This is a genomic window from Bradyrhizobium sp. JYMT SZCCT0180, assembly GCF_018130165.1.
Lineage (GTDB): Bacteria > Pseudomonadota > Alphaproteobacteria > Rhizobiales > Xanthobacteraceae > Bradyrhizobium.
On the sequence record NZ_JAFCLZ010000007.1, the window covers coordinates 285,194 to 308,371 of the forward strand.

At 60.7% G+C, this 23,178-nt stretch carries 27 protein-coding genes; 9 read left to right on the forward strand and 18 right to left on the reverse strand.

The genetic code is table 11. The features are described from left to right. Window positions 1-29: 29 nt before the first annotated feature. The 3 genes from JQ641_RS13095 to recA form a co-directional block, all read right to left on the reverse strand. Window positions 30-1,007, reverse strand: a complete 978-nt coding sequence (locus tag JQ641_RS13095; RefSeq protein WP_211996360.1) for a hypothetical protein — start codon at window positions 1,005-1,007, stop codon at window positions 30-32. Between the two features lie 60 nt (window positions 1,008-1,067). Beyond that, window positions 1,068-2,039: a hypothetical protein gene (locus JQ641_RS13100; protein WP_211996361.1), complete on the reverse strand. Its 972-nt coding sequence runs from the start codon at window positions 2,037-2,039 to the stop codon at window positions 1,068-1,070. A 113-nt stretch (window positions 2,040-2,152) separates the two neighbouring features. Further along, entirely contained in the window at window positions 2,153-3,241 is a 1,089-nt protein-coding gene (gene recA / locus JQ641_RS13105; RefSeq protein WP_192734187.1) for a recombinase RecA, read from the reverse strand. A 767-nt stretch (window positions 3,242-4,008) separates the two neighbouring features. On the opposite strand from recA, the gene JQ641_RS13110 reads away from it, so the two are divergent. Both JQ641_RS13110 and JQ641_RS13115 read left to right on the forward strand, forming a co-directional pair. Next, window positions 4,009-4,164 carry a hypothetical protein gene (locus JQ641_RS13110; RefSeq protein WP_211996362.1) on the forward strand — a complete coding sequence of 52 codons (156 nt, stop codon included), beginning with the start codon at window positions 4,009-4,011 and terminating at the stop codon, window positions 4,162-4,164. A gap of 773 nt (window positions 4,165-4,937) precedes the next feature. Continuing rightward, window positions 4,938-5,117: a hypothetical protein gene (locus JQ641_RS13115; RefSeq protein WP_211996363.1), complete on the forward strand. Its 180-nt coding sequence runs from the start codon at window positions 4,938-4,940 to the stop codon at window positions 5,115-5,117. Window positions 5,118-5,181: 64 nt separating this feature from the next. On the opposite strand, the gene JQ641_RS13120 is transcribed toward JQ641_RS13115, so the two are convergent. Then, a complete protein-coding gene (locus tag JQ641_RS13120) occupies window positions 5,182-5,352 on the reverse strand; it encodes a hypothetical protein (RefSeq protein WP_211996364.1) in 171 nt (56 codons plus the stop codon). A gap of 62 nt (window positions 5,353-5,414) precedes the next feature. Between JQ641_RS13120 and JQ641_RS13125 the strand changes: the two genes are divergently transcribed. The 3 genes from JQ641_RS13125 to JQ641_RS13135 all read left to right on the forward strand — a co-directional run bounded on the left by JQ641_RS13125 (window position 5,415) and on the right by JQ641_RS13135 (window position 7,043). Continuing rightward, on the forward strand, window positions 5,415-5,588 hold the full coding sequence (locus JQ641_RS13125; protein WP_211996365.1) for a hypothetical protein: 174 nt from the start codon (window positions 5,415-5,417) through the stop codon (window positions 5,586-5,588). Window positions 5,589-5,785: 197 nt separating this feature from the next. After that, window positions 5,786-6,025: a PilZ domain-containing protein gene (locus JQ641_RS13130; RefSeq protein ID WP_211996366.1), complete on the forward strand. Its 240-nt coding sequence runs from the start codon at window positions 5,786-5,788 to the stop codon at window positions 6,023-6,025. Window positions 6,026-6,863: 838 nt separating this feature from the next. Next, complete coding sequence (locus tag JQ641_RS13135; RefSeq protein WP_211996367.1) at window positions 6,864-7,043, forward strand: hypothetical protein; 180 nt, start codon at window positions 6,864-6,866, stop codon at window positions 7,041-7,043. A 9-nt stretch (window positions 7,044-7,052) separates the two neighbouring features. Here the strand turns inward: JQ641_RS13135 and JQ641_RS13140 are convergent, their stop codons facing one another. Both JQ641_RS13140 and JQ641_RS13145 read right to left on the reverse strand, forming a co-directional pair. Then, window positions 7,053-7,283 carry a hypothetical protein gene (locus JQ641_RS13140; protein WP_211996368.1) on the reverse strand — a complete coding sequence of 77 codons (231 nt, stop codon included), beginning with the start codon at window positions 7,281-7,283 and terminating at the stop codon, window positions 7,053-7,055. Between the two features lie 84 nt (window positions 7,284-7,367). Then, a complete protein-coding gene (locus tag JQ641_RS13145; RefSeq protein WP_211996369.1) occupies window positions 7,368-7,646 on the reverse strand; it encodes a hypothetical protein in 279 nt (92 codons plus the stop codon). Between the two features lie 381 nt (window positions 7,647-8,027). Here JQ641_RS13145 and JQ641_RS13150 point away from each other — a divergent pair, with 381 nt between their 5' ends. Continuing rightward, window positions 8,028-8,489, forward strand: a complete 462-nt coding sequence (locus JQ641_RS13150; protein WP_211996370.1) for a PaaI family thioesterase — start codon at window positions 8,028-8,030, stop codon at window positions 8,487-8,489. A gap of 11 nt (window positions 8,490-8,500) precedes the next feature. Here the strand turns inward: JQ641_RS13150 and JQ641_RS13155 are convergent, their stop codons facing one another. The 3 genes from JQ641_RS13155 to JQ641_RS13165 all read right to left on the reverse strand — a co-directional run bounded on the left by JQ641_RS13155 (window position 8,501) and on the right by JQ641_RS13165 (window position 10,906). Further along, complete coding sequence (locus JQ641_RS13155; RefSeq protein WP_192734196.1) at window positions 8,501-8,806, reverse strand: HdeA/HdeB family chaperone; 306 nt, start codon at window positions 8,804-8,806, stop codon at window positions 8,501-8,503. A gap of 263 nt (window positions 8,807-9,069) precedes the next feature. Then, window positions 9,070-10,500, reverse strand: coding sequence for a caspase family protein (locus JQ641_RS13160; protein WP_211996371.1), 1,431 nt, complete (start codon window positions 10,498-10,500; stop codon window positions 9,070-9,072). Between the two features lie 172 nt (window positions 10,501-10,672). Next, on the reverse strand, window positions 10,673-10,906 hold the full coding sequence (locus JQ641_RS13165; RefSeq protein ID WP_211996420.1) for a hypothetical protein: 234 nt from the start codon (window positions 10,904-10,906) through the stop codon (window positions 10,673-10,675). Between the two features lie 192 nt (window positions 10,907-11,098). Here JQ641_RS13165 and JQ641_RS13170 point away from each other — a divergent pair, with 192 nt between their 5' ends. Next, entirely contained in the window at window positions 11,099-11,506 is a 408-nt protein-coding gene (locus JQ641_RS13170; protein ID WP_211996372.1) for a hypothetical protein, read from the forward strand. An 872-nt stretch (window positions 11,507-12,378) separates the two neighbouring features. Here JQ641_RS13170 and JQ641_RS13175 read toward each other — a convergent pair. The 5 genes from JQ641_RS13175 to JQ641_RS13190 all read right to left on the reverse strand — a co-directional run bounded on the left by JQ641_RS13175 (window position 12,379) and on the right by JQ641_RS13190 (window position 16,758). Further along, entirely contained in the window at window positions 12,379-12,642 is a 264-nt protein-coding gene (locus tag JQ641_RS13175; protein WP_211996373.1) for a hypothetical protein, read from the reverse strand. A gap of 180 nt (window positions 12,643-12,822) precedes the next feature. Continuing rightward, a complete protein-coding gene (locus JQ641_RS37910) occupies window positions 12,823-13,032 on the reverse strand; it encodes a GDCCVxC domain-containing (seleno)protein (protein WP_249150386.1) in 210 nt (69 codons plus the stop codon). 176 nt (window positions 13,033-13,208) lie between these two features. Continuing rightward, a complete protein-coding gene (locus JQ641_RS13180) occupies window positions 13,209-13,742 on the reverse strand; it encodes a methyltransferase family protein (protein WP_211996374.1) in 534 nt (177 codons plus the stop codon). 155 nt (window positions 13,743-13,897) lie between these two features. Next, window positions 13,898-15,649 carry an adenylate/guanylate cyclase domain-containing protein gene (locus tag JQ641_RS13185; protein ID WP_349628549.1) on the reverse strand — a complete coding sequence of 584 codons (1,752 nt, stop codon included), beginning with the start codon at window positions 15,647-15,649 and terminating at the stop codon, window positions 13,898-13,900. Between the two features lie 125 nt (window positions 15,650-15,774). Further along, window positions 15,775-16,758, reverse strand: coding sequence for an ABC transporter substrate-binding protein (locus JQ641_RS13190; protein WP_211996376.1), 984 nt, complete (start codon window positions 16,756-16,758; stop codon window positions 15,775-15,777). 320 nt (window positions 16,759-17,078) lie between these two features. Here JQ641_RS13190 and JQ641_RS13195 point away from each other — a divergent pair, with 320 nt between their 5' ends. Further along, window positions 17,079-17,666, forward strand: a complete 588-nt coding sequence (locus JQ641_RS13195) for an IS1595 family transposase (RefSeq protein WP_211996377.1) — start codon at window positions 17,079-17,081, stop codon at window positions 17,664-17,666. Between the two features lie 692 nt (window positions 17,667-18,358). Here the strand turns inward: JQ641_RS13195 and JQ641_RS13200 are convergent. Further along, window positions 18,359-19,516 (reverse strand): acyl-CoA dehydrogenase family protein, encoded by a 1,158-nt coding sequence (locus JQ641_RS13200; protein ID WP_211996378.1) that lies wholly within the window; start codon window positions 19,514-19,516, stop codon window positions 18,359-18,361. Between the two features lie 285 nt (window positions 19,517-19,801). Between JQ641_RS13200 and JQ641_RS13205 the strand changes: the two genes are divergently transcribed. Then, on the forward strand, window positions 19,802-20,455 hold the full coding sequence (locus tag JQ641_RS13205; protein WP_211996421.1) for a winged helix-turn-helix transcriptional regulator: 654 nt from the start codon (window positions 19,802-19,804) through the stop codon (window positions 20,453-20,455). A gap of 32 nt (window positions 20,456-20,487) precedes the next feature. Here JQ641_RS13205 and JQ641_RS13210 read toward each other — a convergent pair whose 3' ends face one another. The 3 genes from JQ641_RS13210 to JQ641_RS13220 all read right to left on the reverse strand — a co-directional run bounded on the left by JQ641_RS13210 (window position 20,488) and on the right by JQ641_RS13220 (window position 23,070). Beyond that, on the reverse strand, window positions 20,488-21,066 hold the full coding sequence (locus JQ641_RS13210; RefSeq protein ID WP_211996379.1) for a hypothetical protein: 579 nt from the start codon (window positions 21,064-21,066) through the stop codon (window positions 20,488-20,490). 697 nt (window positions 21,067-21,763) lie between these two features. Further along, a complete protein-coding gene (locus JQ641_RS13215; RefSeq protein WP_249150388.1) occupies window positions 21,764-21,961 on the reverse strand; it encodes a hypothetical protein in 198 nt (65 codons plus the stop codon). Between the two features lie 827 nt (window positions 21,962-22,788). Beyond that, the gene (locus JQ641_RS13220; protein ID WP_211996380.1) at window positions 22,789-23,070 is read right to left on the reverse strand and encodes a PilZ domain-containing protein; all 282 of its coding nucleotides are present in this window, start codon (window positions 23,068-23,070) and stop codon (window positions 22,789-22,791) included. Window positions 23,071-23,178: the final 108 nt, after the last annotated feature.

A 23,178-nucleotide genomic window follows, 5' to 3' on the forward strand; every position in this document is an offset into this window, starting at 1 on the left:
GTTTCGCTTCGCTCTACCCATCCTACAGATCAAGGCGCTACCAACGCCGGATTCCAGCGCCACAGATTATCGTTGGTCAGGTGCGTGCCACCCCACCAGCGATCAATCGGGTTGTGCCGACTGAAGTCTTCCTTGTGGGCAAGAACAGCCGCGCCGAATTCGGTAAGCGACAGCTCGCTTCGCAGGTACGCCTCTTGCCGCCCCCGCAACTTTTCGCGATCGAGCGTACGCAAATGCTCATCGAGGCCCTGCACCGCCGGCCGCGGGCCGTGCGCAAGCCCGTCCAGCAAATAGCCCAATTCCGACTCGCCGAAGATGCGCGTTTGGCGCAGTTGGTAGAGATAGAAAAGCGCATTGGTTAGCGAATATCCCCGCGCGATCAGCTCGAGCATCCGCATTTCCGAGGCACCAAGCCCTGTCGAACTTGACGGCAGTTCTTCGAGCAGATCGATCAAGACGGGTTTGAGAAGCGGCAAGGCGCTCAAGTCTCTGCCGAGCAGATCGAAGCAGCCTTTCGGGGTCGGCGCCCCATATGCCCGCCAGGCTGCGCTCGCTACCTCAAGTTCCTTTTCGGTGATGTCGACCACCGGCGGCCGCCACTTGCCGAGGCGGTCAAGCCCGATCATTTCGAGGTCAACCAAACGAAATTTCAACCTGGCGATCGTTTCCGGGTAAGGCCGGAAATAATCAAGTAGCCAGATCAACTGCAACTGAGCATTCGGTCGCGTGTCAAACCATAGTTCGACGCTTTCGTATCGCTGACAGAATTCGGCCAAGCTGAGGTCTCTGTGACTTCGATTCTTGCTCCCGCTCCAGTTGGTGGCAAAGTCCGACCAGTGGTGGCCGCGTAAAATATCTGACGTGCGCGGACCGAGATAGGTTGCGAGTTCGTCAGGCGAAGGCAATGGCCCCCAGCCGAAGCGAAAGAAGAAACTGAGCGCTAGATCGGCGAATTCCGGCTCGGTGAATTCCGGGGAGAGCCACCCGGTTAGAATCAGAGGCTTCATCACGAGCAACCCGTTGAGAGGAATACGAGGGCGCGGCTACTGTCAGCTGGACCCGTCTGTTCAAGACGCGACCAGTTTGCGGTTCACCGGATCCCAGCGCCACAGATTGTCATTGGTCAATTCCGTCCCGCCCCACCAGCGATGGATCGGATTGTGCCAGCTGAAATCTTCAGCCTGCGCCAAGACGGCCTCGCCGAGCGGGGTCAACGACAGTTTGCTTTGCCTGTATCGCGCGAGACGGTCAGCGTCATCGTGCATCTCGTCCGTGTACGGCCCCTCCTCCAGGCCGGCCACCGCAGGGGCCGGACCGCGCGCCAGCCCATCCAGCAGCGCGCCAACCTCCCAATAGCCGAATACACGTCGCGTGTTGCGCTTGTTGTGGCCCGGAAAGACGTCGAACGGAGTTACGTCGCCGGCCGCAACTAGTTCCAGCATTCGCATTTCGGTCGCGCTGAGCCCGGTTGCGGGCTTGGGAAGCTCTTCGAGCAATTCCAGCACGGTCTGCCGAAGCTGCGGCAGGACATTAACGTCCTTGTCGAGCAAATCAGCCCAATGCTGCGGCGTCGGCCGTCGGTAGGCGTCCCAGGCTAAGCTGGCGGCTTCGAGATGTTCGTTCTGGATTTTGACAGCCGGAGGCTTCCATCCTGAAATCGCTTCCGGAACCTGTTCGCCAATATCGACGTCCGCCTGGAATAAGATCAACTTCGCGACAATGCCTTTACGCGCGCTCAGGCAATCCAGAAGCTGAGCAAGCATCAGTTGTGCATTCGGCGTCGGATCGAACCATAATTCAACAGCTTCGCAACGCTCGCAGAGATCGAGCGCGCCCATTCCTTCCGAATGAAACTTTCCAAGCCGATGATCTGGGAAATGATCCAGCGAACCCGGCCCCAGCATGGCCTCCAGCTTCGCGTCGGATGGCAATTCGTCCCAGACAAACCGAAGACCAATCGGAATTACGATGTCACCGACGCCGGCGCGCAGGAGACACCCGCCTGCCGAGTCGCTTGACGTCAAAATCAAACGCGTCATGTCAGTCACCCGCATACGCAAAACAAAACGGGCACTGAAGACGTCGGCAACTCAACGTCCTCAGCACCCGCTATGTCGAAACCCGGGTCAGGCGACCCGAGATCCGGAAAGCCCTACTCGTCGGCCGGCTCTTCGCCGTCGGCGTCGCGCTCGGGGGGACCGGCGAGAATCTGTTCGGCGATAAGGCCGGAGTTCTGGCGGATCGCGGCCTCGATCTTTGCGGTCATGTCGGGGTTGGCCTTGAGGAACGCTTTCGAGTTCTCACGCCCCTGCCCGAGCCGCTGGCTGTCATAGGAGAACCAGGCGCCGGACTTTTCGACGATGCCGGCCTTGACGCCGAGGTCGAGGATTTCGCCCATCTTGGAGACGCCCTCGCCGTACATGATGTCGAATTCGACCTGCTTGAACGGCGGCGCCAGCTTGTTCTTCACGACCTTGACGCGGGTCTGGTTGCCGACGACTTCATCGCGCTCCTTGATCGCGCCGATGCGGCGGATGTCGAGGCGAACCGAGGCGTAAAACTTCAGCGCGTTGCCGCCGGTGGTGGTCTCCGGCGAGCCGTACATCACGCCGATCTTCATGCGGATCTGGTTGATGAAGATCACCATGGTGTTGGATTTGTTGATCGAGGCGGTGAGCTTGCGCAGCGCCTGGCTCATCAGCCGCGCCTGCAGGCCGGGCAGCGCATCGCCCATCTCGCCTTCGAGTTCGGCCTTCGGCACCAGGGCGGCGACGGAGTCCACCACCAGCACGTCGACCGCACCCGAGCGCACCAGCGTGTCGCAGATTTCCAGCGCCTGCTCGCCGGTGTCGGGCTGCGAGATCAGGAGTTCGTCGATGTTGACGCCGAGCTTGCGGGCATAGACCGGATCGAGCGCATGTTCGGCGTCGATGAAGGCGCAGATGCCGCCCTTCTTCTGGGCTTCGGCCACCGTGTGCAGCGCCAGCGTGGTCTTGCCTGATGATTCCGGCCCGTAGATTTCGACCACACGGCCTTTCGGCAGGCCGCCGACGCCGAGCGCGATGTCCAGCCCGAGCGAGCCCGACGAAATCGTCTCGATATCCATCGAGCGATCGTTCTTGCCCAGCTTCATCACTGAACCCTTGCCGAACTGGCGCTCGATCTGGGAGAGCGCGGCGGACAGGGCCTTGGTCTTATCCATGGAGGATCCTTCGACGATACGCAGGGCAGTGGCGGACATGGGTGCTCCTTATGGCGGGGATTCGCTAGCGGGACAAACGGACGACGAGGGATCTCAGGGATTCGAACAGTGAGAAACTTGTACCACCTTTGTTCTCTGTTCGCAATATGTTCTTTCAGAGATCGGGGTGCTGGCCCCCTTCCATCCCACTCTAAGTTAATGATCCCTTTTGATTTTGAGGTGGCCCCTTTTGGCCCTCACCAGCGCCGCGATGTTGCCGTGCTCTGTTCATCCCCCAAAGTGGGTAGTCCGAGGCGGCCGGTACTGGCCTGTTCCGCCCCTCGGCGGGGCCCTAAGTTGAGATGCACAGTGACCTTTTTTGGAATGTTCACTTTGGAACCGACGCCCGGGATCGGAATTTTATAGGATCGGAAATGCAAACCCTACGGTTAGGACCCGTAAGCAACGAGGTTGTGTCATGCAGCGTCGCCGATCCGTTCCCCACACATTTGAAGATCGAATTGCAGCTGAGAAGGCCCGGCTGGAAGCACAGGCAGCCAAGCTCAAACCTGGTCCTCAGAAGGAAGTGCTGCTCAGGAAGATCAGGCAGCTAGAGACGGCCTCTCACATAAACGAGTGGCTCTCCTCTCCCGGACTTCAACCACCAGAACCAGCCTAGAGAAAGCAAGGCCGCCTCAGTTGGCGTTGGCGGCCCTCTTTCTTTGCAGGAACGCTTTCGTGACGACTGTCACAGTCGCCCCGATAGCCGCCCGGCATACTCGCTCGAGATCAACGGCGCACAACGGCGCCACAGCGCGGAGGGGACCATGAACAACCAGAATGAAACTCGCGAACTGACCGATGCGGAGCGACTGACCGACGTTGCGCTTGAATCGGTCTCAGGGGGTAAAGTCATTTCGAAGGGCGTCATCAATTCGAGTGCCATCAGCCTTCCGAAGCCCAGCTACCCGCCGGTCGCGTAAGCGAGGCCGCCCGAATAGGCTCTGCCCGTAGTTCTCCGACCGTGAACAAGGTTCCGAGGCCGCCTCAGATGGCGGACCCTTCTTCGTCATCGTCCTCCAAGACTTCCTTTTGCTTTGGGCCCTCGAGCAACTTTGATCGGGTTGCCGATCTCTATCGGCCCATCTTCCCCTCGGCCAAAAACCGCACGTTGATCTCGCGACCGACTTTGTTGCGCATGCAACCCGCAGCCAGCGTGTTGCTATCCCGATCGTTGTCTCTCTCACCGCTGTAGCAATCGAAGCCGTAGCGCCTGTCGTGCCCTCGAAGCTATTTTGGCGTGCCCAGAGAAGCGGCCCCAGCCTCGGGGAAGAGGCACTGGGGCCGCTTATGCTGCCGGGGCAACTGGGAACTGGCAGCACCTTCACAACTCCGCCCATTGCCACTTGTTCCCGAAATTCTCCGGCAGTTTTTAGCAACCTTGTCCTGTCCCGGACGTATACTCCAGGCTGGGGCATTGCAATTTCCAGCTCGGGTGCAGCGCCGCTAAGCATTATTCAGCTTGGCGGCGCTGTGCTTTTGAGTGGCCGACTTTGCCTTCTCGGCTGTTCCATTTCGGCCAGTAACCGACTCTGCGACCTCGGCAAGACCCATTCTACTTTGCATGGGGTTGCTGTCGCGATTTTGCGTCTGAGCCGTCGTGTGACGGTCATCACAGCGGTGCGTCGCGAGACAGCCTATCCCTGTCATCCAAGAGTGGCGGGAATGGTCCTGCCCACGCAAACAGGAGAAGGACATGACCGAACTCAACAACGAAGTCTGCGAAATGTCGTTTGAACAACTCGAACAGGTCAGCGGCGGCGCCATCCTCGACCGGATCGTCGATGCGTACCTCAAGGCCTTGGGCGCCCGCTTGCTGGACGCCGTGCACCAGCCGCTGGTGCCGCCGCAGAAGATGACCCTGCACATGCGATAAGGCCGCCAAACCGGAATTGAGAGGCCGCCTTGGCGGCCTCTTTTGTTTGAGGACGCCGCAAGCGTCATGCCTGACGTCCGATTTCAGCCAGTTGTGAGACGCCGCTCAACGCAAATTGTGCGGCGATGATCGGTGAATTGATCGCCGCCTTCGCTCGACGCGATTTCAAAACGGCATCGGCCAGATTTGAAACCTGCAGCGGCTCAGTTTGGAGTGTGCCAGCCATCACAGCCAACGGGAACATCCGAGCGCACCCTTGCAACGCGATTGTCGTAATCCCCAACAAAGGAGAGACGCATGATTGAGATTGGCCAGAAGCCTAGCGATGAACTGAACGTCGGCGAACTGACCCTCGACGAACTGGACGCGGTGAACGGCGGCGGCCGTTTGAGCGATCTTTACCACCATGTCGTGGCCGTCATTCGCTTCCATACCGGCACCATCAGGAACATCGCGACAACCCTGCCGTAACCGACGGTTTGAAGAGGCCGTCTTTCATTGGCGGCCTCTTTCATTTGCAAGGCGGCCCTTCCCCCGTAGTTCTCCGGACAAGAACAAAGTTCCCAACCGGATGGTCGCCAGTTTTTCGCCTTGTGTTCGCGCCTTACCCCCGCGCGAACCCCGGCTCACCATCCATTTGCGCGTGAATCAGTGCTATAATGGGGGCTATGGACGAGACCCGGATCGCACCGCGGCGTCGCACGTTGAAGGCCGGAACCATCGAGTTCGGCGGCGGCGGGATCGATTGCACCGTTCGGAATCTCTCGGCCACCGGCGCGGCGCTCGAAGTCGTGACCCCGCTGTTCATCCCGGACCGCTTCACGCTGTTCGTACCTTCAGAACAATTGAAGCGGCCGTGCCATATCGTCTGGCGCAAGGATAAGCGCATCGGCGTCACGTTCGATTAAGCCGCCGCGCCGGGCGCATCGCGACAGCAAAACGACCCCGCCGCATGGGGCCATACGGTCGGGGTCGCCGACAGCGGGGAATAACCTGGAGGACCACCCCACCGTCAGACAGGTACGGCGGGAGCGATCGCTTCGTTTCAGGATCGGATTTTTTTAACAGGAGACGTTGAACCTTTTGCAGGGCCGCCAAGACATATAGCTGCCTGGGACATTGCATCACTCGGGGTATAAGCCTGCGCCGCCAAGCGACCATATTCCGCTTGCGCGGCGCGGTGCGTTTTGGACGGGTGAGGAAAGTCAAAGACTGCATCTGCGGGCATTCCAGGTCGCTGCCGGCAAGCAACAAGCCGCGGCGCGTGGGAGCGCCGGCAAGGCGGCTTGGCCACCCAACTGCCGAACGCGGATCGCCCCTCGCGTAGCGATCACGGCGTGTCACGGGCGCGCTTTATCGTTAGACGACCGCAAAATACGCTATCGAACAAATGGAAACTTTACCCGGCCAACTCAGTTGATTCAGTTGGCGCATGGGGAGATTCCCTATGAATTACAAAGGCATAGAATATACGCTGACACGATCGGAAACCCCGGGGATCTGGAACTGGCAATTCCGGATCGGTGACCTCGTCAGGTCGGGCAGAACGGAAGCAAGACTGCTCCTGCTCGCCATGCGCCGCGTTCAGCTGAAGATCGACCGCGAGCTCAGGCACACCGGGCACGGAGCGACCTCCCAGTTCGGGGCCCCGCGCCCACCTATTCCCTCAACGGGTATCAAATAATATTTACAACTTAAAGTGATAATCTCGGATTGAATGCGGCTTGGGTCGGACAGGGCTGCTTCATGATCTACAAGGGCGTCGAATACACCGTGACTGCGGTTGCTCCGGGTATCTGGAAATGGCAATTCCGGATTGACGACAGGGTCATCACCGGCAAAACCGAAGCCAAACTCTATCTGCTCGCGGTGAGACGGGTACAGCTGCGGATCAACCGCGAGCGGAAAAAAAGCGCATCTGACTAGTTCGCCCCTCTAGTCCGCGCTGGGGAGCCGCCGCATCGTGAATTCGATGTCGCCGCCGGGCAATTCGCGCCAGCTTTCGACCGCACTCAAATAGGCCGCCTTGGGATATCGGTTGAGGAAATCGCGCGCCCTCGTCCGCGCTACCTCGCGCGGCAGCGTGAAGGTCTCGCGCAGATAGCCGTCATCCGGCTTGCGCCGGGCGGCCATCCGGCTGGCCAGATCGCGCGGACGCATGACCATGTCGCAACTCCGAAACACATGACGACACGTTCAATATAGGGGCGGCGGGGAACGATTCCGAGTCCGCGCTATGGGGGCTTTCGGCTAGCGAGGGGTATTGGCCGCACTGCCGGTTTTCGGCTTGGCTGGCGCAGCCGCCTTGGGCGTGTCGTTGCTGCGCACGGTTCCCCACGGATCGGAAGACGCCTTGGAGTCGGGAATCTTCTTCAGCGATTCCTTGTAAGCCTTATCCTTGATCGCATCCTGTTCCTTCTCCTCGGGAGTCCTGGTGACGACTTCCGGCATCAGGTTCAGGTTGGGCATCTGCGCGTAAGCGGGCGCCGTCAGCAACACCATCATCACGGCCGCGCTCAGAATTCTCATAACAGGCTCTCCTTTGGGACACTCTCCCCCGGCGCTTTCGGGCGGTATATCACCGCCGCAGCCGCAGCGCCAAGCGCGTGCGGATCAAAGCCGGTCCGACTTGCAGGATTTGGGGGATTGCATCCAGTCGTCCCAGATCGGACCGCATTTGGTGCAGCCGCTAAGCGCAAGGCCCACGGCCATCAGGCTCGAAATCAATACTATCCGGCGAAACATGAACGCGCCCCACTCCCCGAAGCGGCGATCATGCCCATCAAGTCTGGCATTTTCAAGCCAATGCAGGCCGGACGTTTGGGAATGCCGACCGGGTCTGCCATGGTCATTTCGGCCGAATGCCCCTTACAATGGGCGGATAAAATATCGTCCGGGGAACAACCATTCATGCAACAGCAACAGACCGCGGAATTCGGCATCGCGGAAGCAAAGCGGGTGCTGGACGAGGTGTTTGCACCGTGGGTGCTTGACCTCAATCTGTCGATCGAGGGTTTCGACTTCACCCCGCCGCCGGATGGATCGGCCGACTGGCAGCCCGGTGCGATCCTGCGCATGCCGTTCTCGGAACGGCTGTGCCGCAATGGCGGCGTTGTCTCCGGCCAGGCGCTGATGGCGTTTGCCGACACCGCGATGGTGATTGCCAACGTCGCCGCCAATCGCGGCTATCGCGCGATGACGACGGTCGATCAGACCACGCACTTCATGCGCGCGGTCACCGCCTCCGACGTGCTGGCCGATGCGCGCGTGGTTCGCCTCGGGCGCACCATGAGCTTCGGCCGCGTCACGCTCTCCAGCGCCACCGACAACAAGCCGGTGGCGATGGTCTCGAGCGCGTTCGCGATGCTGTAGTTGTTCAGGCGTTACTTGCCGAGGACCGATTCAGCGGCATTGACGATGCTCATCGTCGGATTCTTTCCGCAATAGGTGCCGAACTTCTTGGCGTTCTCGACGAATACGTCGGTGTCGATGATCGCCTCGTCAGAGTCGCCCTTGTACCAGCCGTCCATCCAGGTCAGCACCATCTTGATGGTGTCATCACCACCATCGACGAACTGCTTGCAGGTCATGGTCGACAGATCGAGCACGACGGCATGCGCCGGAACGGATGCAAGTCCAAGCGGAAGCGTAAGCGCCGCCGCAAACAGGATCGAAACAGTCGTCTTCATGATGCTCTCCTTTGGCGCATGACGGCGAAAGCCGGCACCAATGCCGGAAAACCGCGCCAGCACGATTCACGGGCAATGTCGTAATCGAAATCCGAATGCATGCGCAAGCACCGCTTGTGCTCAATCGATCGTCCGCAATTGCGCTGCGCTACATGAGATTCTCAAACAGAGCACGATTACGTTTTCGCACGACGGCGGCGACGCCAACGAGAAGCGCCGCACGGGCGGCGCTCTCTTGCTAGATCGATGACGTGATTGCCGCCTCAGTATCGACCGCGGCCGCCCTGATGACCGCCGCCACCATAGCCGCCGCCACCGATGCCAATCCCGATGCCGACGCCGACGGGCGGCCCGACGGGCTCATACACCTCGCGCGGCGGCGGGCGGCGATAGACCACTTCATCATCATAGTAGTCGGGCCCGCGCGCCCGCTTCGGCGGCGCGCGCTCGACGCGCCTGGGCGGATCCGGATCGACGCGCTTGATCGGCGCAATGTTCTTCTTCAGCTGCGGCGCCGACGCCGGCGGGGTGCAGGGGCAGGTCAGCGCGACGTTCTGTGCCGTAGCGCCACCGCTCACCGCCACCGCCGGGATGATCTCGGGACGGTTGCGCAGGCGTTCTTCCATCGTGCGTGCGGTCGGCGTCAAATCGCTGTCCGGGAAGCTCGTCAGGAAGGCGCGATAGCCCGCCGCGGTGTTGGCGATGACAGCATTGTTCCACGCCACCATGCGCTTGTGCCTGTTGAGCCAGTCGCGGGCCAGTGCACCGAGTGGGGTCTGCGCGTAAAGATTGGCAAACGCCTCGTAGGATTCATCGGTGCCGTCGGCGACGATGATTTCATTCGCGGCCTCGACCGGCTTGCCCTTCAGTTCGCGCGTCCACTCCTCGACGGTTTTCTTGGTCGCGGCCAGCTTCGGGCCGGCCACCGGGGCGCCGGAAAATCTGAAATCCTCCGTCAGCGAGGAACTGTCCCACGGCGTCTGCCGCCCGTCGGTCGCCTTGTTGACCGACACGCGTGTGCGCTTGAAGGTTTCCTCGATCGGAATGTTGGTTTCCTTGGCCGCGGCGATCAGCGCGGTGGTGTAGGGACTGTTGCTGCCCGTGCCGTCCTCGGCCACCGCACCGGGCGAGGTCGAGAACGACAGGAACGTGTTCGGCGCGCCGATCTTGGCGTCGATGATCGCGAGCCCGCCGCCCGCGCTCTTGGATATGCCGGGGAACGGATTGTTGCGGCAGGCATCGAGCAGCAGGATGCGCATCTTGCTCGGCGCCGAGGTCAGCGTGTTCAGGACGTCGTTCAGCCGCACCGCCTGGATCGGAATGTCGGATTCGCGCTTCGGATCGATGTCGACCGGCACCAGAAAATTCTCGCCGTCGATCTGCACGCCATGTCCGGCGTAATACACCAGCGCGATCGAATCGCCGCCCTTGGACGCGACCTTGCCGGCGAACGCCGAGAGTTGATCGCGAATCTGGCTTTGCGACAGATCGGAAACGGTCGAAACCTCGAAGCCGGAATCGATCAGCATCTGGCTGACCGCCTTGGCGTCGTTGATCGGATTGGGCAGCGCCGGAACTGATTTATAGGCCGATTGGCCGATCACCAGCGCGAGGCGGCTTTCGGCGGAGGCGGAATGCGCGCCCAGCAGCAGCGCCGCCGGTAACACCAAATGGAAAAGCGCGTGACGAAACATGGGCCACCTCCGGCAATGCAGGCTGCAAATTGGTCAAGGTCTTGGTGGTAAAGGTTCAAGCAAGTCAGGCAGTGTGAGGTGGGACACAGACTGAGTTCAACGACGAATTTGTCGCAGGCATAAAGCCCGCGCGATTTGATGTAATCAATTTGGTTTACGCGGATTAGCGGGATTACCTGGATTTCTTGGCGGGTTCCGCCGGGCGCGCGACGCCCCAGGGATCGTATTTTTCCTTCGATTCGGGAATGCGCTCGAGCGCAGCCTTGTAGGCTTTCTCGTCCACCTTCGGCTTGGTGTCCTGCTTCGCCCTCGTTTCCTCACCACCCCCTTGCTGTCGCCGGCCCTGGGCGTGCGCCGGCATCGCAAGCAACGCCAGAATGAATGCCGCAATCGTAATGGTCTTCATCGCCCCTGCTTTCTTCGCCATCTCGGCGACGTTCCGTCGGGATGATGGCAATCCCGGGATCGGTATCCGGGGCATGATAGCCTGTCCGGATGCGCGGTTCAGCAAATGTTGATCGGCGCGGCCCGCTCGGCCGCACAATTTGATCGCCGCAGGGGGGCGCAATTTTCGCCGTCCCGGGGTAGAAAGCCGGCGATGGGGCGGGTCATTGTTCACATTGCGTTGATCGCGGGGGTTGCGCTTGTGCTGGCAGGCTGCGGCTTTGCCGACGTCCGCTCGCCGGTGCCGGAATTCATGCGCGCCAAAGCGCCCGAACCGCCGCCGCTCGAGGCGCCGCCGGACCTCAAGCGTCTGCTCAGCGAAAAACTGGATTCGGTGTTCCTGGCGGCATCCAATCCGAGGGGGGTACAGTTCTCGGCGCCGCGCCCCGAACTGCGCGGAACGGGCTGGACCGCCTGCGTCAAGGCCGATCTGACCTCGGTGACCGGCAAGCCGCTCGGCACGCAAACCTATCGCATCACGATTTCCAACGGCGCGATTTTCGATCGCCGCCAGGTCGAGGCGGAAGACACCTGCGCGACGGAGAGCTACGAGCCGGTGTAGCGGTTCAGCTGCAACCGATTTGAGTTTCAAAGAGCGCTGTCGTCCCGGCCTTGAGCCGGGACCCATAACCACCGGCGGTAATTGTTTTGCGCAGTAGTCGTTATCTTCCTTTTTCGACAACAGGAGCCGCGGCGTATGGGTCCCGGCTCAAGGCCGGGACGACGAAGATATAGTTCCGCGTTCTCGCGACGCATTGCGCCCGAGGTTTGCCAAAAACTTCCCGCCCCCAAATTCAGAGGGCGCAGGGAATGCCGGATGCGCGCTGCACCCGCGGTCTCGTGTGCGAATAGTGCAAACAAAGCTGCACACGAGCATACAGGGCAGCGGAGAGCATCCGACATTCCCTGCGCAGTGGCTTTACGGCTTATAGCGCGCTCTCCCCGGTGAGACGGCCTCTATTGCCACCGTCACCCCTCGGAAGCGTTAGCTTCCTCAGAGCTTGACGCCGTTACGGGCGCCAGGACCACACGCTTTCGCCGTACGCCTCCGCCGCGACCGTCAATCGCAACATCAGCGTCCACCGCATCCCCGCCCCTCGTCATGACGACGGCCGACGCCCCTCTGAGTGGGACGGGATGAGTGAGAATGTGCCGATAATTTGGGTCGAAGGAAAGGAATATATTTTTGATTTACAGAAATTTCTCGCTTGACATGATTTCTATAAATCAGAAGTGATTTGCCCGTCGGGTTGTTTTGTCGCACCCGCCGCATCCAGATTGCTGTTGCACAGGAGGCGACACAGTTCTCAGGCACAGGTAGAGCGCGGCGTGAACCCATGCGTTCAAGCGGTCACGGGACAATAGCCGACCTCGACAACGCGACAGTCCAGGTTAGCGATGAATGGCCGTAAGGATGTGCACTCAAGGCGCGGACTACGCCCTTTTGATGCAGTGTCCTAACCAGCCTATCACCGCTTGAACAGGCGACGGCTTCGGACCTCTTATCGCCACGACCTCGTGTAGCGCCACGTCGATAAACTGTGCCAAAGTACGCTTGCCTGTCCTTGCAGCATCAACAACCGCATCGCCGATACGCGTTCGATTTTCGGCTGTATTGAAATTACCCGACAAATGTTTGCAGCCCAAATCGAGCGCTGTCATCATGTTCGCTCGGGTCTTGTCATCGAACTCCAGCATTTTTGCGGCCTCTGGGCCGCGGGATCGTATCCACTCTGCTTATAGGAAATCGATATGAGTCAGCGTGAACCGGTATAAGTTTGGCATAAAGATAATTGGCGTGATGGGGCTTGCTATTGGGCGGCGTAGCGGTCGTTGCGGTCAAGCTTCTGACGGTAAGCGGGGCCAACTGAGACGGCCTTAGCTACAGCACGCGTCCTTGCCATTCTGCTGGATCGGCGGGCACGGCACGGTGCCGTAGGAGCAGAACACGCAGCAGTCGCCAGCCCTGGGCTTCAACCTGGTGCCGCAGCCGGTGCAGTCATAGAAGAATTGGCAGGCATCGGTCGGCATGGTTTCAGCCGATCGATGTTCGCAGACGGGACACGTCAAAGTCGATTGAAGTTGCATCGCCTTTTATAGACCGAGAAGAAGCCACTGAGCACCCTGACGGCCATATGACAGATCGAAATATAGAACAGTTCGTGGAAAGGTTGGACGGCGCTCCAGGGTCCAGACTCAATTGATTACAGTGAAGCGTCCGAGACCGGTCGCGAGCAGCGGCTCGCACAACCGCGGGCCACCGATCATTTCGACCGCCATGGGGTCATCCGCGGTATCCAGCGCGGGACGGCGGCGCGGAACGCCTCGTACTCTCTCCCAAACGTCTCCTCGAGCGTGGGTTCTTCGTACGCCACGACGAAGGCGTGGAAGGCGAGCCAGAGCAGCGCGCCGTAGACGATGAGGCGCCAATCGCCCATCAGCACCGCTTGACCCAGGATGATGGCAACGACCGCGACATATATTGGGTTACGCACATAACGGTAGAGACCGGTCACCACGAGATTCCGGGTCGGCGCGATGGGCGCGGGGGTGCCGAGACCCTGCAGCGCGAAACGCGCAAATGCGTCAACGAGCCCAGGCACGCCCGCGAGAATCATTATCGCGCCGATGCCGCGCGTCAGCTCCAGACCAAGGAACGGCGGCCGGAGTTGCCAGCCCGTGATCGACCATGGAACGAGCCCCGCCAGCGTACATGGGGCGACCACGAAGAAAACCGCCGAGCCCAGGACGGCAATGGTTCGTTGCAGGGCGGTTCCCGACACGCGCTGCGAGCTCATGCCAACCTCCCCTTCATGGTTTCCCGTCGTCATCCGGGTGCCGACACGCTCGCCATGTTATCCCAAAAGCGGAAACCGCGCACGACTAAAGCCAGAATGGCACGGCGGCAAACGAGGCACAGGCGTGAGTTCAGCAGCACGATCCGCACTGGGACTCACTCGGGCATTCCCGCATCTCTGAGAATATCAACGACACGAGCTCTGACTTTCGGCGATAAATTTTTCGAGATGATGGCAGTAGATATGCGCCGGTTCGGTGCAACCTCACGCAAGCGCTTAATCGCCTCCTTTGCTTTCTCCAGATCCCCGACAAACGCGCTGCTTAATGCTACGGCCTGCGCTGCATCAGCGGATCTGGGTTGGTCACGCAACGCCTTGTCAGCCCAAATCGAAGCCTCCTCGTAACGTCCCGCGCGGAGATGCGCAAACGCGGTGCCCGTCTCAGCCCCATGGAATCCAAAATCAAGTGGGCTTAACCGCATCGCTCGAGCAAAATGATCGATCGCAGCGTCCGGCTGATTGAGCCAGAGCTTGACCCAGCCGCCCATTTGCCACGATCCCGCAAGGTTTGGATTATGCACAAGCGCCCGCTCGATTAGCGCCGCCCCCTCGTTCAACTCACCGACGACCTGCGCCAGGGCGAACCCTGCGTGGCTTAGCGAGAAGGCGTCGTCCCTACCCAGCCGTATCGCCTCACGGGCCAGTCGTTCGGTTTCGCAACGCTCGTTGTCGGGGTCGGCGGCTAGTCCGTCTACCTTGCGCGAACAGTAGCAAAAGGTTGCGAAGGCGTAAGCTTGCCCGTACTCGGGATCCAACTCGATGGCCTTGTAGAATAACCGGAGCGCCTCTTCACGGCCCTCAGCTGTCCAATGATGGAGCAACGCCGACGCGCGCAGGAAGCAGTCATAGGCATCGTGATTTGCCGGAGATTTTCGTTTCACGCGCGCAATTTCGGCTTCCTGTAGCTTCGGATCGATGGCTCCGACAACACTGCTCGCCACCTGATCCTGGAGGTCAAATATGTTCCCAAGGCTCCCCTCGAACCGGTCGCTCCACAGATGAATCCCGGTGACTGCATCAATCAGTTGCGTCGTGATACGGACCCTCTCCGATGCCTTGCGGACCGACCCCTCAAGGACGTAGCGTACGCCAAGCCGGCGTCCGACTTCCTTGATATCGACGGCGCGGCCTTTGAACGTAAAGCTCGAATTGCGAGCGATCACGAACAGCCATTTGAAACGCGAAAGCGCTGTCGTGATCTCTTCCACCATCCCGTCAGCAAAATACTCCTGCTCGGGATCACCGCTCATGTTTTCAAACGGCAGCACTGCGATGGAGGGCTTGTCCGGGAGTGGCGGGACTGCGGTCAGCCGCTCGGTCGGCGCGCGATTTGCCGCGGCGCAGATGGCGTAGGCACGGACGGGCCTGGAGATGTTCTTGAGCTGCTGCTGGCCCTTGTCCTCGAAACCGACGTCCAACTTGCCTTCGACTTCGATGTACACCTTCTCGGACAGCAGGATACCGCCTGGGTCAGCGGCTCCCTCCAGCCGGAACGCAATGTTGATCCCGTCGCCAAAAAGATCGCCATCGGCCCCAACAATAACCTCCCCAAGGTTGATCCCAATACGTAGCTTAAGGGGACTTCGGCCCGATGCGATGCTTTCCTGTATCTCCACCGCGCATCGTACCGCAGCCGACGGACTTGCAAACTCGCCCAACACTCCGTCACCGGTGGTCTTGATCAATCGTCCGTCATGGCGGGAGAGTCCTGGCTCGATTACTTCGCGCTTGAGCCGTTCGAACTCAGCGAAGGTGGCTTCTTCGGCGTGTTGCATCAACGCAGAGTAGCCGACCACATCGGCCGCCAGGACCGCCGCCAATCGCCGCTCGACGCGCTCACCGGCCACGAGGGTCGTCCTCTGCCCAAAGCCATTCGGCATCAAACCATAGGGAGACCGGCCGTACCAGCCTTCCGGACCGTTCTTGCGACCGGCTCGTCCGCTTCGGACTCATGCGCCGCAGCAAATGTCTCTCATTCGATCACCTGATCAACAAGTGCGAGTAGCCTTGCTGGAATTGCGAGCCCGAGCGCCCTCGCGGTCTTGAGGTTGATGACCAGCTCGAACCTGGAAGCTTGAACGACCGGTAGGTCGGCCGGCCTCTCGCCCTTGAGAATGCGGCCCACGTAAAGTCCTACCTCTCGATATGCTTCCGTCAGGCTGGCTCCATAACCTATGAGCCCGCCACCTACGATGAACTCAGGCGATCCGTACATCACCGGAATCGCATGGTGTGCCGCGAGCGCAACTATTTGCCCGACCCGGCTATTGAAGAAAGCATCGTTGCTGACGAGCAGCGCCCCGGTTCGCGCTTGAACCAGGCTCACGAAGGCGGCGTCGATTTCCGCGTCGGTGGTGGCTTTCAAAGTTTGAATCCGTATCCCCATGGCAGAGGCGGCCGCCAGCACGTCTCGCGTAACCTGATCGTCAATCGTCGGATTGTTCGGGTTCCCAAGAAGGCCAATTGTTGTGATGCCGGGCACCAGCTCATGAAATAGCGCGAGCCCCTTGGCGCCAAACTCGTTGCTGAGCACATTAATGCCCGTGAGGTTGCCGCCCGGTCGATTGAGACTTGCGACAAGACCATTCTGCACCGGGTCGGCGCCGACGCCAAAAACAACCGGGATGGTGGTGGTCGCAGCCTTTGCCGCGAGTGTCGAGAGAAGGCCGGGTGTGACGATCACAGCCACCCGCATTTGGATCAGCTCAGCCACCAATGCGGGTAGTCGATCAGGTTGGTATCCGCCCCAGCGGTACTCGATCGTTAAATTGCGGCCCTCAACATAGCCGGTTTCGTGCAACCCGCGCCGAAGGCCGGGCAGCCGGGAGGCATCGGATTCGGCCGACGTAACACCCAAATATCCGATCACCGGCATCGCCAGCTGCTGCGCCTGGACCGCGAGCGGCCACGCGATGGCGGAGCCGCCTAACAGAGTGACAAAATCCCGTCGCCTCATGGGTTGTCCCCCAGCGAGGATCACACCCTACCACACCATCCCATGAGCAGCACGCCCATCGGGGTTGATCTGTCGCATCCATCGCGCGCCGATTGCTCTTGTGGACGAGCCGACGGAGTTCTCAAGGCACAGGTAGATTGCGGCGTGAAGCCATTCGCTCAAGCGATCACGGGACGTCCGCTTTATCGTGCACTACGGACCCGATTCAAGCATCGCGTGATCTGCAACGAAGTGAAGGGCAAGTCTGCGCTGGCCCTCAGCCGCGACCTGGGGCTCTCCTGCACGTCCGCATTCGTCCTCCTGCCAAGCTACGCGAAGCAATGGCCGAGGAAATGAAGGGTCGCGTTGTCGGCGGCGACGGCAAAGTGGCCGAAGTAGATGGCGGTTATTTTGGAGGTTATGTGAAGCCAGCAAACCAGAAAGAATATCGCCGCGACCGCCGCTATGCCCGCAATCAAAATGGGAAACGGAAGGTCGTAGTTATCGTCCGTGAACGGGGCGGTAATTCTATGCCAGCGGTTTTTGGCTCGGAAAGCCAAGCCGCCGCCTTCATCCGCGCCCGTATCGCCAAGGGGTCTGTTGTTCATGCTGACGAAGCCTCCTCATGGGATGGACTTCACGAGCGCTTTGAAATGACACGAATCAATTACCAAGAAGCCTACTCCTTGGACGGCGCTTGCACCAACATGGCGGAGGAGTATTTCAACCGCCTTCGCCGCGCCGAGATCGGCATCCACCACCCTATCGCTGGCGCGTACCTGCTCCGCTATGCGCAGGAGTCGTCATGGCGAGAGGATAACCACCGCGTGTCGAATGGCGATCAGGTGAGCCGCCTTGCCTCGCTGGCGATGAAGCGCGGAAAGTCGGTGGACTTCACTGGATATTGGCAGCGGCACGTTGCCGACTAAAGAAGCGGCCCCAGCCTCGGGGAAGGCCAGGACCGCTTGTCCGTCCGGCGAGCCTTGGGGGCGAACGCCAGACGGGCGCACTTTAGATTCCCGGCCCCATCGATTGTTCCTAAATACTTTCCTTATGTCGGGTGTTGGACAGAACCCAAAGCGGCGGTATGCGTTAATAGTGCATCACAGCCCGGTTCGTGGCTTTTATCTGTGATGAGACCGTCTGGTCAGCGCTCCCGCCTTCCTCAGGAATGGAGCAGCGCCATGCAACGACGCCGTATCCAGCATGATACCCCACTTGATCAGCGCCTAATTGAAGAGGCGCAGCGCCTTCGGAAAGAGGCAAGGGGTACTCACCCGGGTATTGAGCGGGAGAGACTAATCCGCAAAGCGCGACAAGCCGAAACTGCGGCCCATATGCAGGAATGGCTTTCGTCGCCGGGCCTTCAGCCCCCGAGGTGATCCCGCATCAGCGCCGGTTTGGCCCTCCGCCGATGACTTCCGCTCTGCCCTCAGGAAACGGGCGTGTCAGAGCCGAACGGCAAGTCTCAAGCGTGCCAACAGCAGATACCAAACGCGCTGTCCGCTATCACCCGAGAAGGTGCATGCGCGCGGAGAAGAATCGCGAGCGGGTGAAGGGCCTGCCTCCCTCGGAGACAGACCCCTCAACCGCTTCTCTCGGGAGGAGAGCCGCGCGTATCCTAGAACACCTTGTCCACCGGCAGGCCGAGCGCCATCGAGCCGGCATATTGCGCCTGCGGGCCGGCCTGCAGCGGGTGGTAGCGCGCGGCCTGGATGTCGCGGAAGCGACGCTCCAGCCCAGTGGCGCGGTAGAAGCCGGCGCCGCCGGCGAGCTCCATCGCAAGCTCCACGGTGGCAATGGCGTGGCGCGCGACGAGCGTGCGGCCCGTCATCACCTGGTTAATGGTCTCGGCCGAAGGCGCATCGAGCCGCACCGCCGCCAGCATGTGCTCGCGGGCAAGGCGCGCACCGGCCAGTTCGGTGTCCATGCGGCCGGCGAGCTGGATCATGTGGTTGTCGACCTTCTTCTTTTTCGCGACACCAACCGCGATGTCGCGGGCGCTCTCGGCGACGCCGAGATAGACCGAATAGATCAGCGGGAACGCGATGGTTGCGATGATCTGGAACAGCGGATGCCATTCGCCGGCCTTGCGCTTCACCGCAACGGCGGCCTCCGGCACCACATGGCCGTCGATCATGACGTCGTTGGAGCCGGTGCCGCGCATGCCGAGCGTGCGCCAGTTGTCCATCACCTTCACCTGCGGCGAGTTCATCGGCAGGCCGAAGTGCAACACCTGCGCCGGTTCGCCTTCGCTCTCCAGCACGGCGGTGGTCATGAACAGGTTCGCGGCCGGCGAGCCGGAGGCAAACACCTTGCGCGCGGTGATGCGATAACCGCCGTCGACCTTCTCGGCCTTGCCGGAGCCGCCGATCCAGTCGCTGCCGCCGCTCGACAGCAAAAAGATGCGCTCGGCAGCGATGCGCTTGAGCAAGGGCTCGACGGGCGCCGCCTTCTGCACCTTCCAGCGCCAGGCGGGAATCGCGACCTGATGGGTGTGCATGGAAAACGCCAGCGCGGTGGAGCCGCAATGCTGGCCGAGGACGCGCAGCATTTCGGCGAGCTCATCGATACTGGCGCCGCCGCCGCCAAGTTCAGTGGGCACGCCGGCCTCGACCAGGCCCGCTTCCCTGAGCGCGGCAAAATTCTCGGCGACGAACTGGTCCTCGTCGGTGGCGGTAGCGGCGCGCTCGGCGAAGATGGGGCCGAGCTCGCGGGCGATCTCGACGGGGCTGCGGTGCGTTGTCGCATCGATGGCGCGTGCTGCGTTGCTGCTCATGGTGATCCCTCCATTCATTGGGACATTCGCGAGTAAGCGAGATGTCTAATGCCCCGGAAACTAGGCCCGGGCGCAACATCCCTCCAGTTCAGGAAGTGTACTGCCGCGGCGGCGATGCCCCGCAAGCAAAACTACCCACTGTAAACACTGGATTATTCGCTTCCATGTGACAGCCGGTCGGCCAGAGCGGTATAGTATCTGTACTGCCCCCGCGCGTGCTTAAGGAGATCCCCCTTGCCCGACAAAAGCGAACGCGGAAGCTACGGGCAGTTCTGCCCGGTGGCGATGGCGTCAGAGATCTTCTGCAACCGCTGGACCGCGCTGGTGCTGCGCGAATTGCTCTGCGGCACCACGCGCTTCAACGAACTGCGCCGCGGCGTGCCGCGGATGTCACCGACACTGCTGTCGAAGCGGCTGAAGGAGCTGGAAGAGGCCGGCGTGATCGCCGCGGTGCCAACCGGTCAGCACGGCGTGATGGACTACAAGCTGACCGAGGCGGGCGAGGATCTGCGCGGCATCGTCATGTCGCTCGGCTTCTGGGGGCAGCGCTGGGTCGAGTCGACGCTGTCGCTGAAGAATCTCGATCCCGGGCTGTTGATGTGGGACATGCGGCGCAACCTGCAGCCGACGCCATTGCCGCCGCGCCGCACCACCATCAACTTCATCTATCCGGAGATGCGGCCGGACCGGAAATCATGGTGGCTGGTGGTCGATCGCGAGAAGGTCGACCTCTGCCTCACCGATCCCGGCTACGACGTCGACCTCTATGTCAGCTGCCCTCTGCGTTCCATGACTGCGGTGTGGATGGGCGTCGCCAAGCTCAACAGCGAAGTCGAAGCCGGCCGCATCAAGGTCACCGGCGACAGCTCGATCGCCAGATCGATGCAGCAATGGCTGGGGCTCAGCCCCTTCGCGCAGGGGCAAAGGGCGGTGGTGTAGCCGCAAACAGTCCGTTGATTGGCAGTTCCGCCTCAGACCGCTTCCGTCCAGCTCTCCGAAAATGCCAACGCCGACGTCGAGAATGGCCGCCCCTCACGTTCCCGCGGCCAGGATCGCCCCTTGGCCTCGACGCCGTTGCGGACGAGACGGGTGCCGAGCGCCGGGATCAGCACGGTGCACACGCCGTAGCGCCGGTCGGGAATCTGGTTCGGCTGCGAGTGGATGAGCAGCGGCTCGCCGATATCGAACCAGGTAAGCGAGATGTCTTCGCCGTGCGACTTGATGTGCTCAGTCCAGAAGTAGCGCGGATCTCCCGCTTTGGAGAATTGCGCGTCCGCACAGGGGATGGCCGTGTCGGAAAGTTCGGCATTGAGCATGCCCTGTACGGTAGACTGCAGCCACCGCGCCATCGCGATGTTGTCGGAGTAAATGCGCCAGCGACCTTCCGTCAGCTCGCTCTTCAGGTAGAGAACGTGTCCGGGACCAGCCGGCGAAAAGATGATCCGCCAATAGCTCGCTTCTGTGGAGTTCGGTTCGCCGTCCTTCAGGCTCAAGCGGATAAACGGGTTCTCGCCCGTCAGGATCGTCTTGTTGGGATCGGCGATGCTCATCTAACTGGTCTCCCCTCAACTTTTTATGAAACGTCGTTGCACGTCTTACGCCCCAGCGCGGACATTGCGATCATTCCGCGCGATATCCGAGGATACTAACGGTTCACGTCATCGCTGCAAGGCGTACGGCTGACGGGCGCTTTGGGTCATTCGCGTCGGCTTGACCGAACCACGGCTAACCCCCGAGGCAGACGCGGGACCTTGCGCGCAGCGGCGTCCACCGAAGCGACCCTTCAACTGCGAAACGAGTGCCTGATTTGTCGCAGCATCGACATGGTACTGTCGGTGTACCTGCCATTACAGAAGTACTGATCCAGCTGCGATGCACCAAGCATAAGCAAGACTGCAATCGCGAAGCCCTTGAACATAGTGGGCCTCCTATGGAGACCGCCAACCGGGCTGGTCGGATTAAAATGTTTCGGAAATTCGCTATCGCTCGTCGCGACCTACTGCAATGGCGGAAAGCTTGACAATGACAGGTAACCAATCCCTTAACGGGCAGCACAGCACGCGCTGGCATCGCAAAGCCCGGGCTGCCGTTTGGACGGCCGGGCACACCCCGCACTATTCCGCAGCGCCGGGTGAAATCGATCTAGCCGCGCGACGAAGAGAGACCAGCGCGCCTCTTCGGCATTTTCAATGCCGAGCGCGACCAGTTCGCGAACCTGAATTGGCCCTCGATTTTGGTTTCCCAAAATCAGCGACCATCCTCCGGCCAATTGATGGGCGTGAACCTGAGCCGCCGCCGGTCCATTTCTTCGCGAAGCTTATCCGCGTATGCGCGGACGCCCTCGCCTGCGAAGCGATAGCGGCTTCCCGCATCCAATGCGACTTGATGACGGACATTCTCGTAAAACGCCAACAGGCGCTCGTCCTTCATTTGGGAATAATTCATATGTGGCCTCAAAAAAACGCAGACCAAAAACGAAGATTAGACACCAACCCGGCCGTTAGCCAAGAGCTTTCACGTATTTCAAAAGGGATTGTGAAACGAGAGGTAGGATCGAACCGCATACACCCGCCGAAACCAAATGCCGCGCCACCTGACGACCGTAGCTGTTTTGCCACACGGAATGAGTTTCGCTTACTTGTGTTATTTTCAGTGCAGACGCCGTCGAAGGGATCTTTAGCTTCCACAACCGGCGGCGCGGCGATTGTGGACTCGCTCGAGGGCCAGCGCGGTTCTAACCCTCGAACGAGTCCGCTCGCGCGGCTGCCAAGAACAAGCGACTTGGTGAAAGTCTGACCAGCCAGCCTGAGCAAATCGCCTGGAGGCGGCATGACATATTGGTCCGCAGGTATCGTCGCAATCTTGTTGGCGGTCTTTCCCGTCGTTGCGAGCGCGCAGGTGAACTGCGAAGCAATACCTCACGGACCCGAACGCACCGATTGCTACCTGGGCCTAAGTCAGTTCTATCGTGGACAATCCAATCTGGCCGCTGCCAGAGCGCACGCGCAATCAGACGCCGCGTGGTATCGCGCAATCACCGGAGCAGACCCTCCAACGCCCAAACCACGTCGGCGACGACACTGACTCGGCCGGGGCGATTTTGGCTCGTGATACTCTGAGAGGTGCCGGCCCGCCGCTGCGTAACCTCCGATAAGCGAATCCCTCATAGCGAGAAAATCATGATGATCATGAATACAAATACGAGCGCACTCGCGACGACCCCATAAATCAGATCGCCGCGTTCGCGTTTCGTCATGCTTTGGATCCCAAAGTCAGCTCCCGAACGCGACGCCGACGAAGTCAGCGTCACGCCAGACCAAGCGACATTCCCGAACCGTCCGAAATTTATCGAACGACAGATCGAATTCCACCGGCAACACGTTCAGCCGCTCCAGACGAACGCCGGCTCCGGAGTTCGTCACGTCGCGAACGCAGCAAGGAAAGACACCGGCCCCGCCATGAAAGGATAACAGTGCGCTCCGATTGATGCGCGTCCGACCGATCGCGCGACGCTCTCGACCTGCGGACTTCAGCACTTGCTCGACAGTCGACATGGCAGTCCCGTGCAGCGTGCAGCAGGATCATTTCGAGCGGGACGCCGCCCTACAGCGGCACCTCTGGTCGAGCGCTACGCTGGCTTGGTGATCCGGGCACATCTTGAA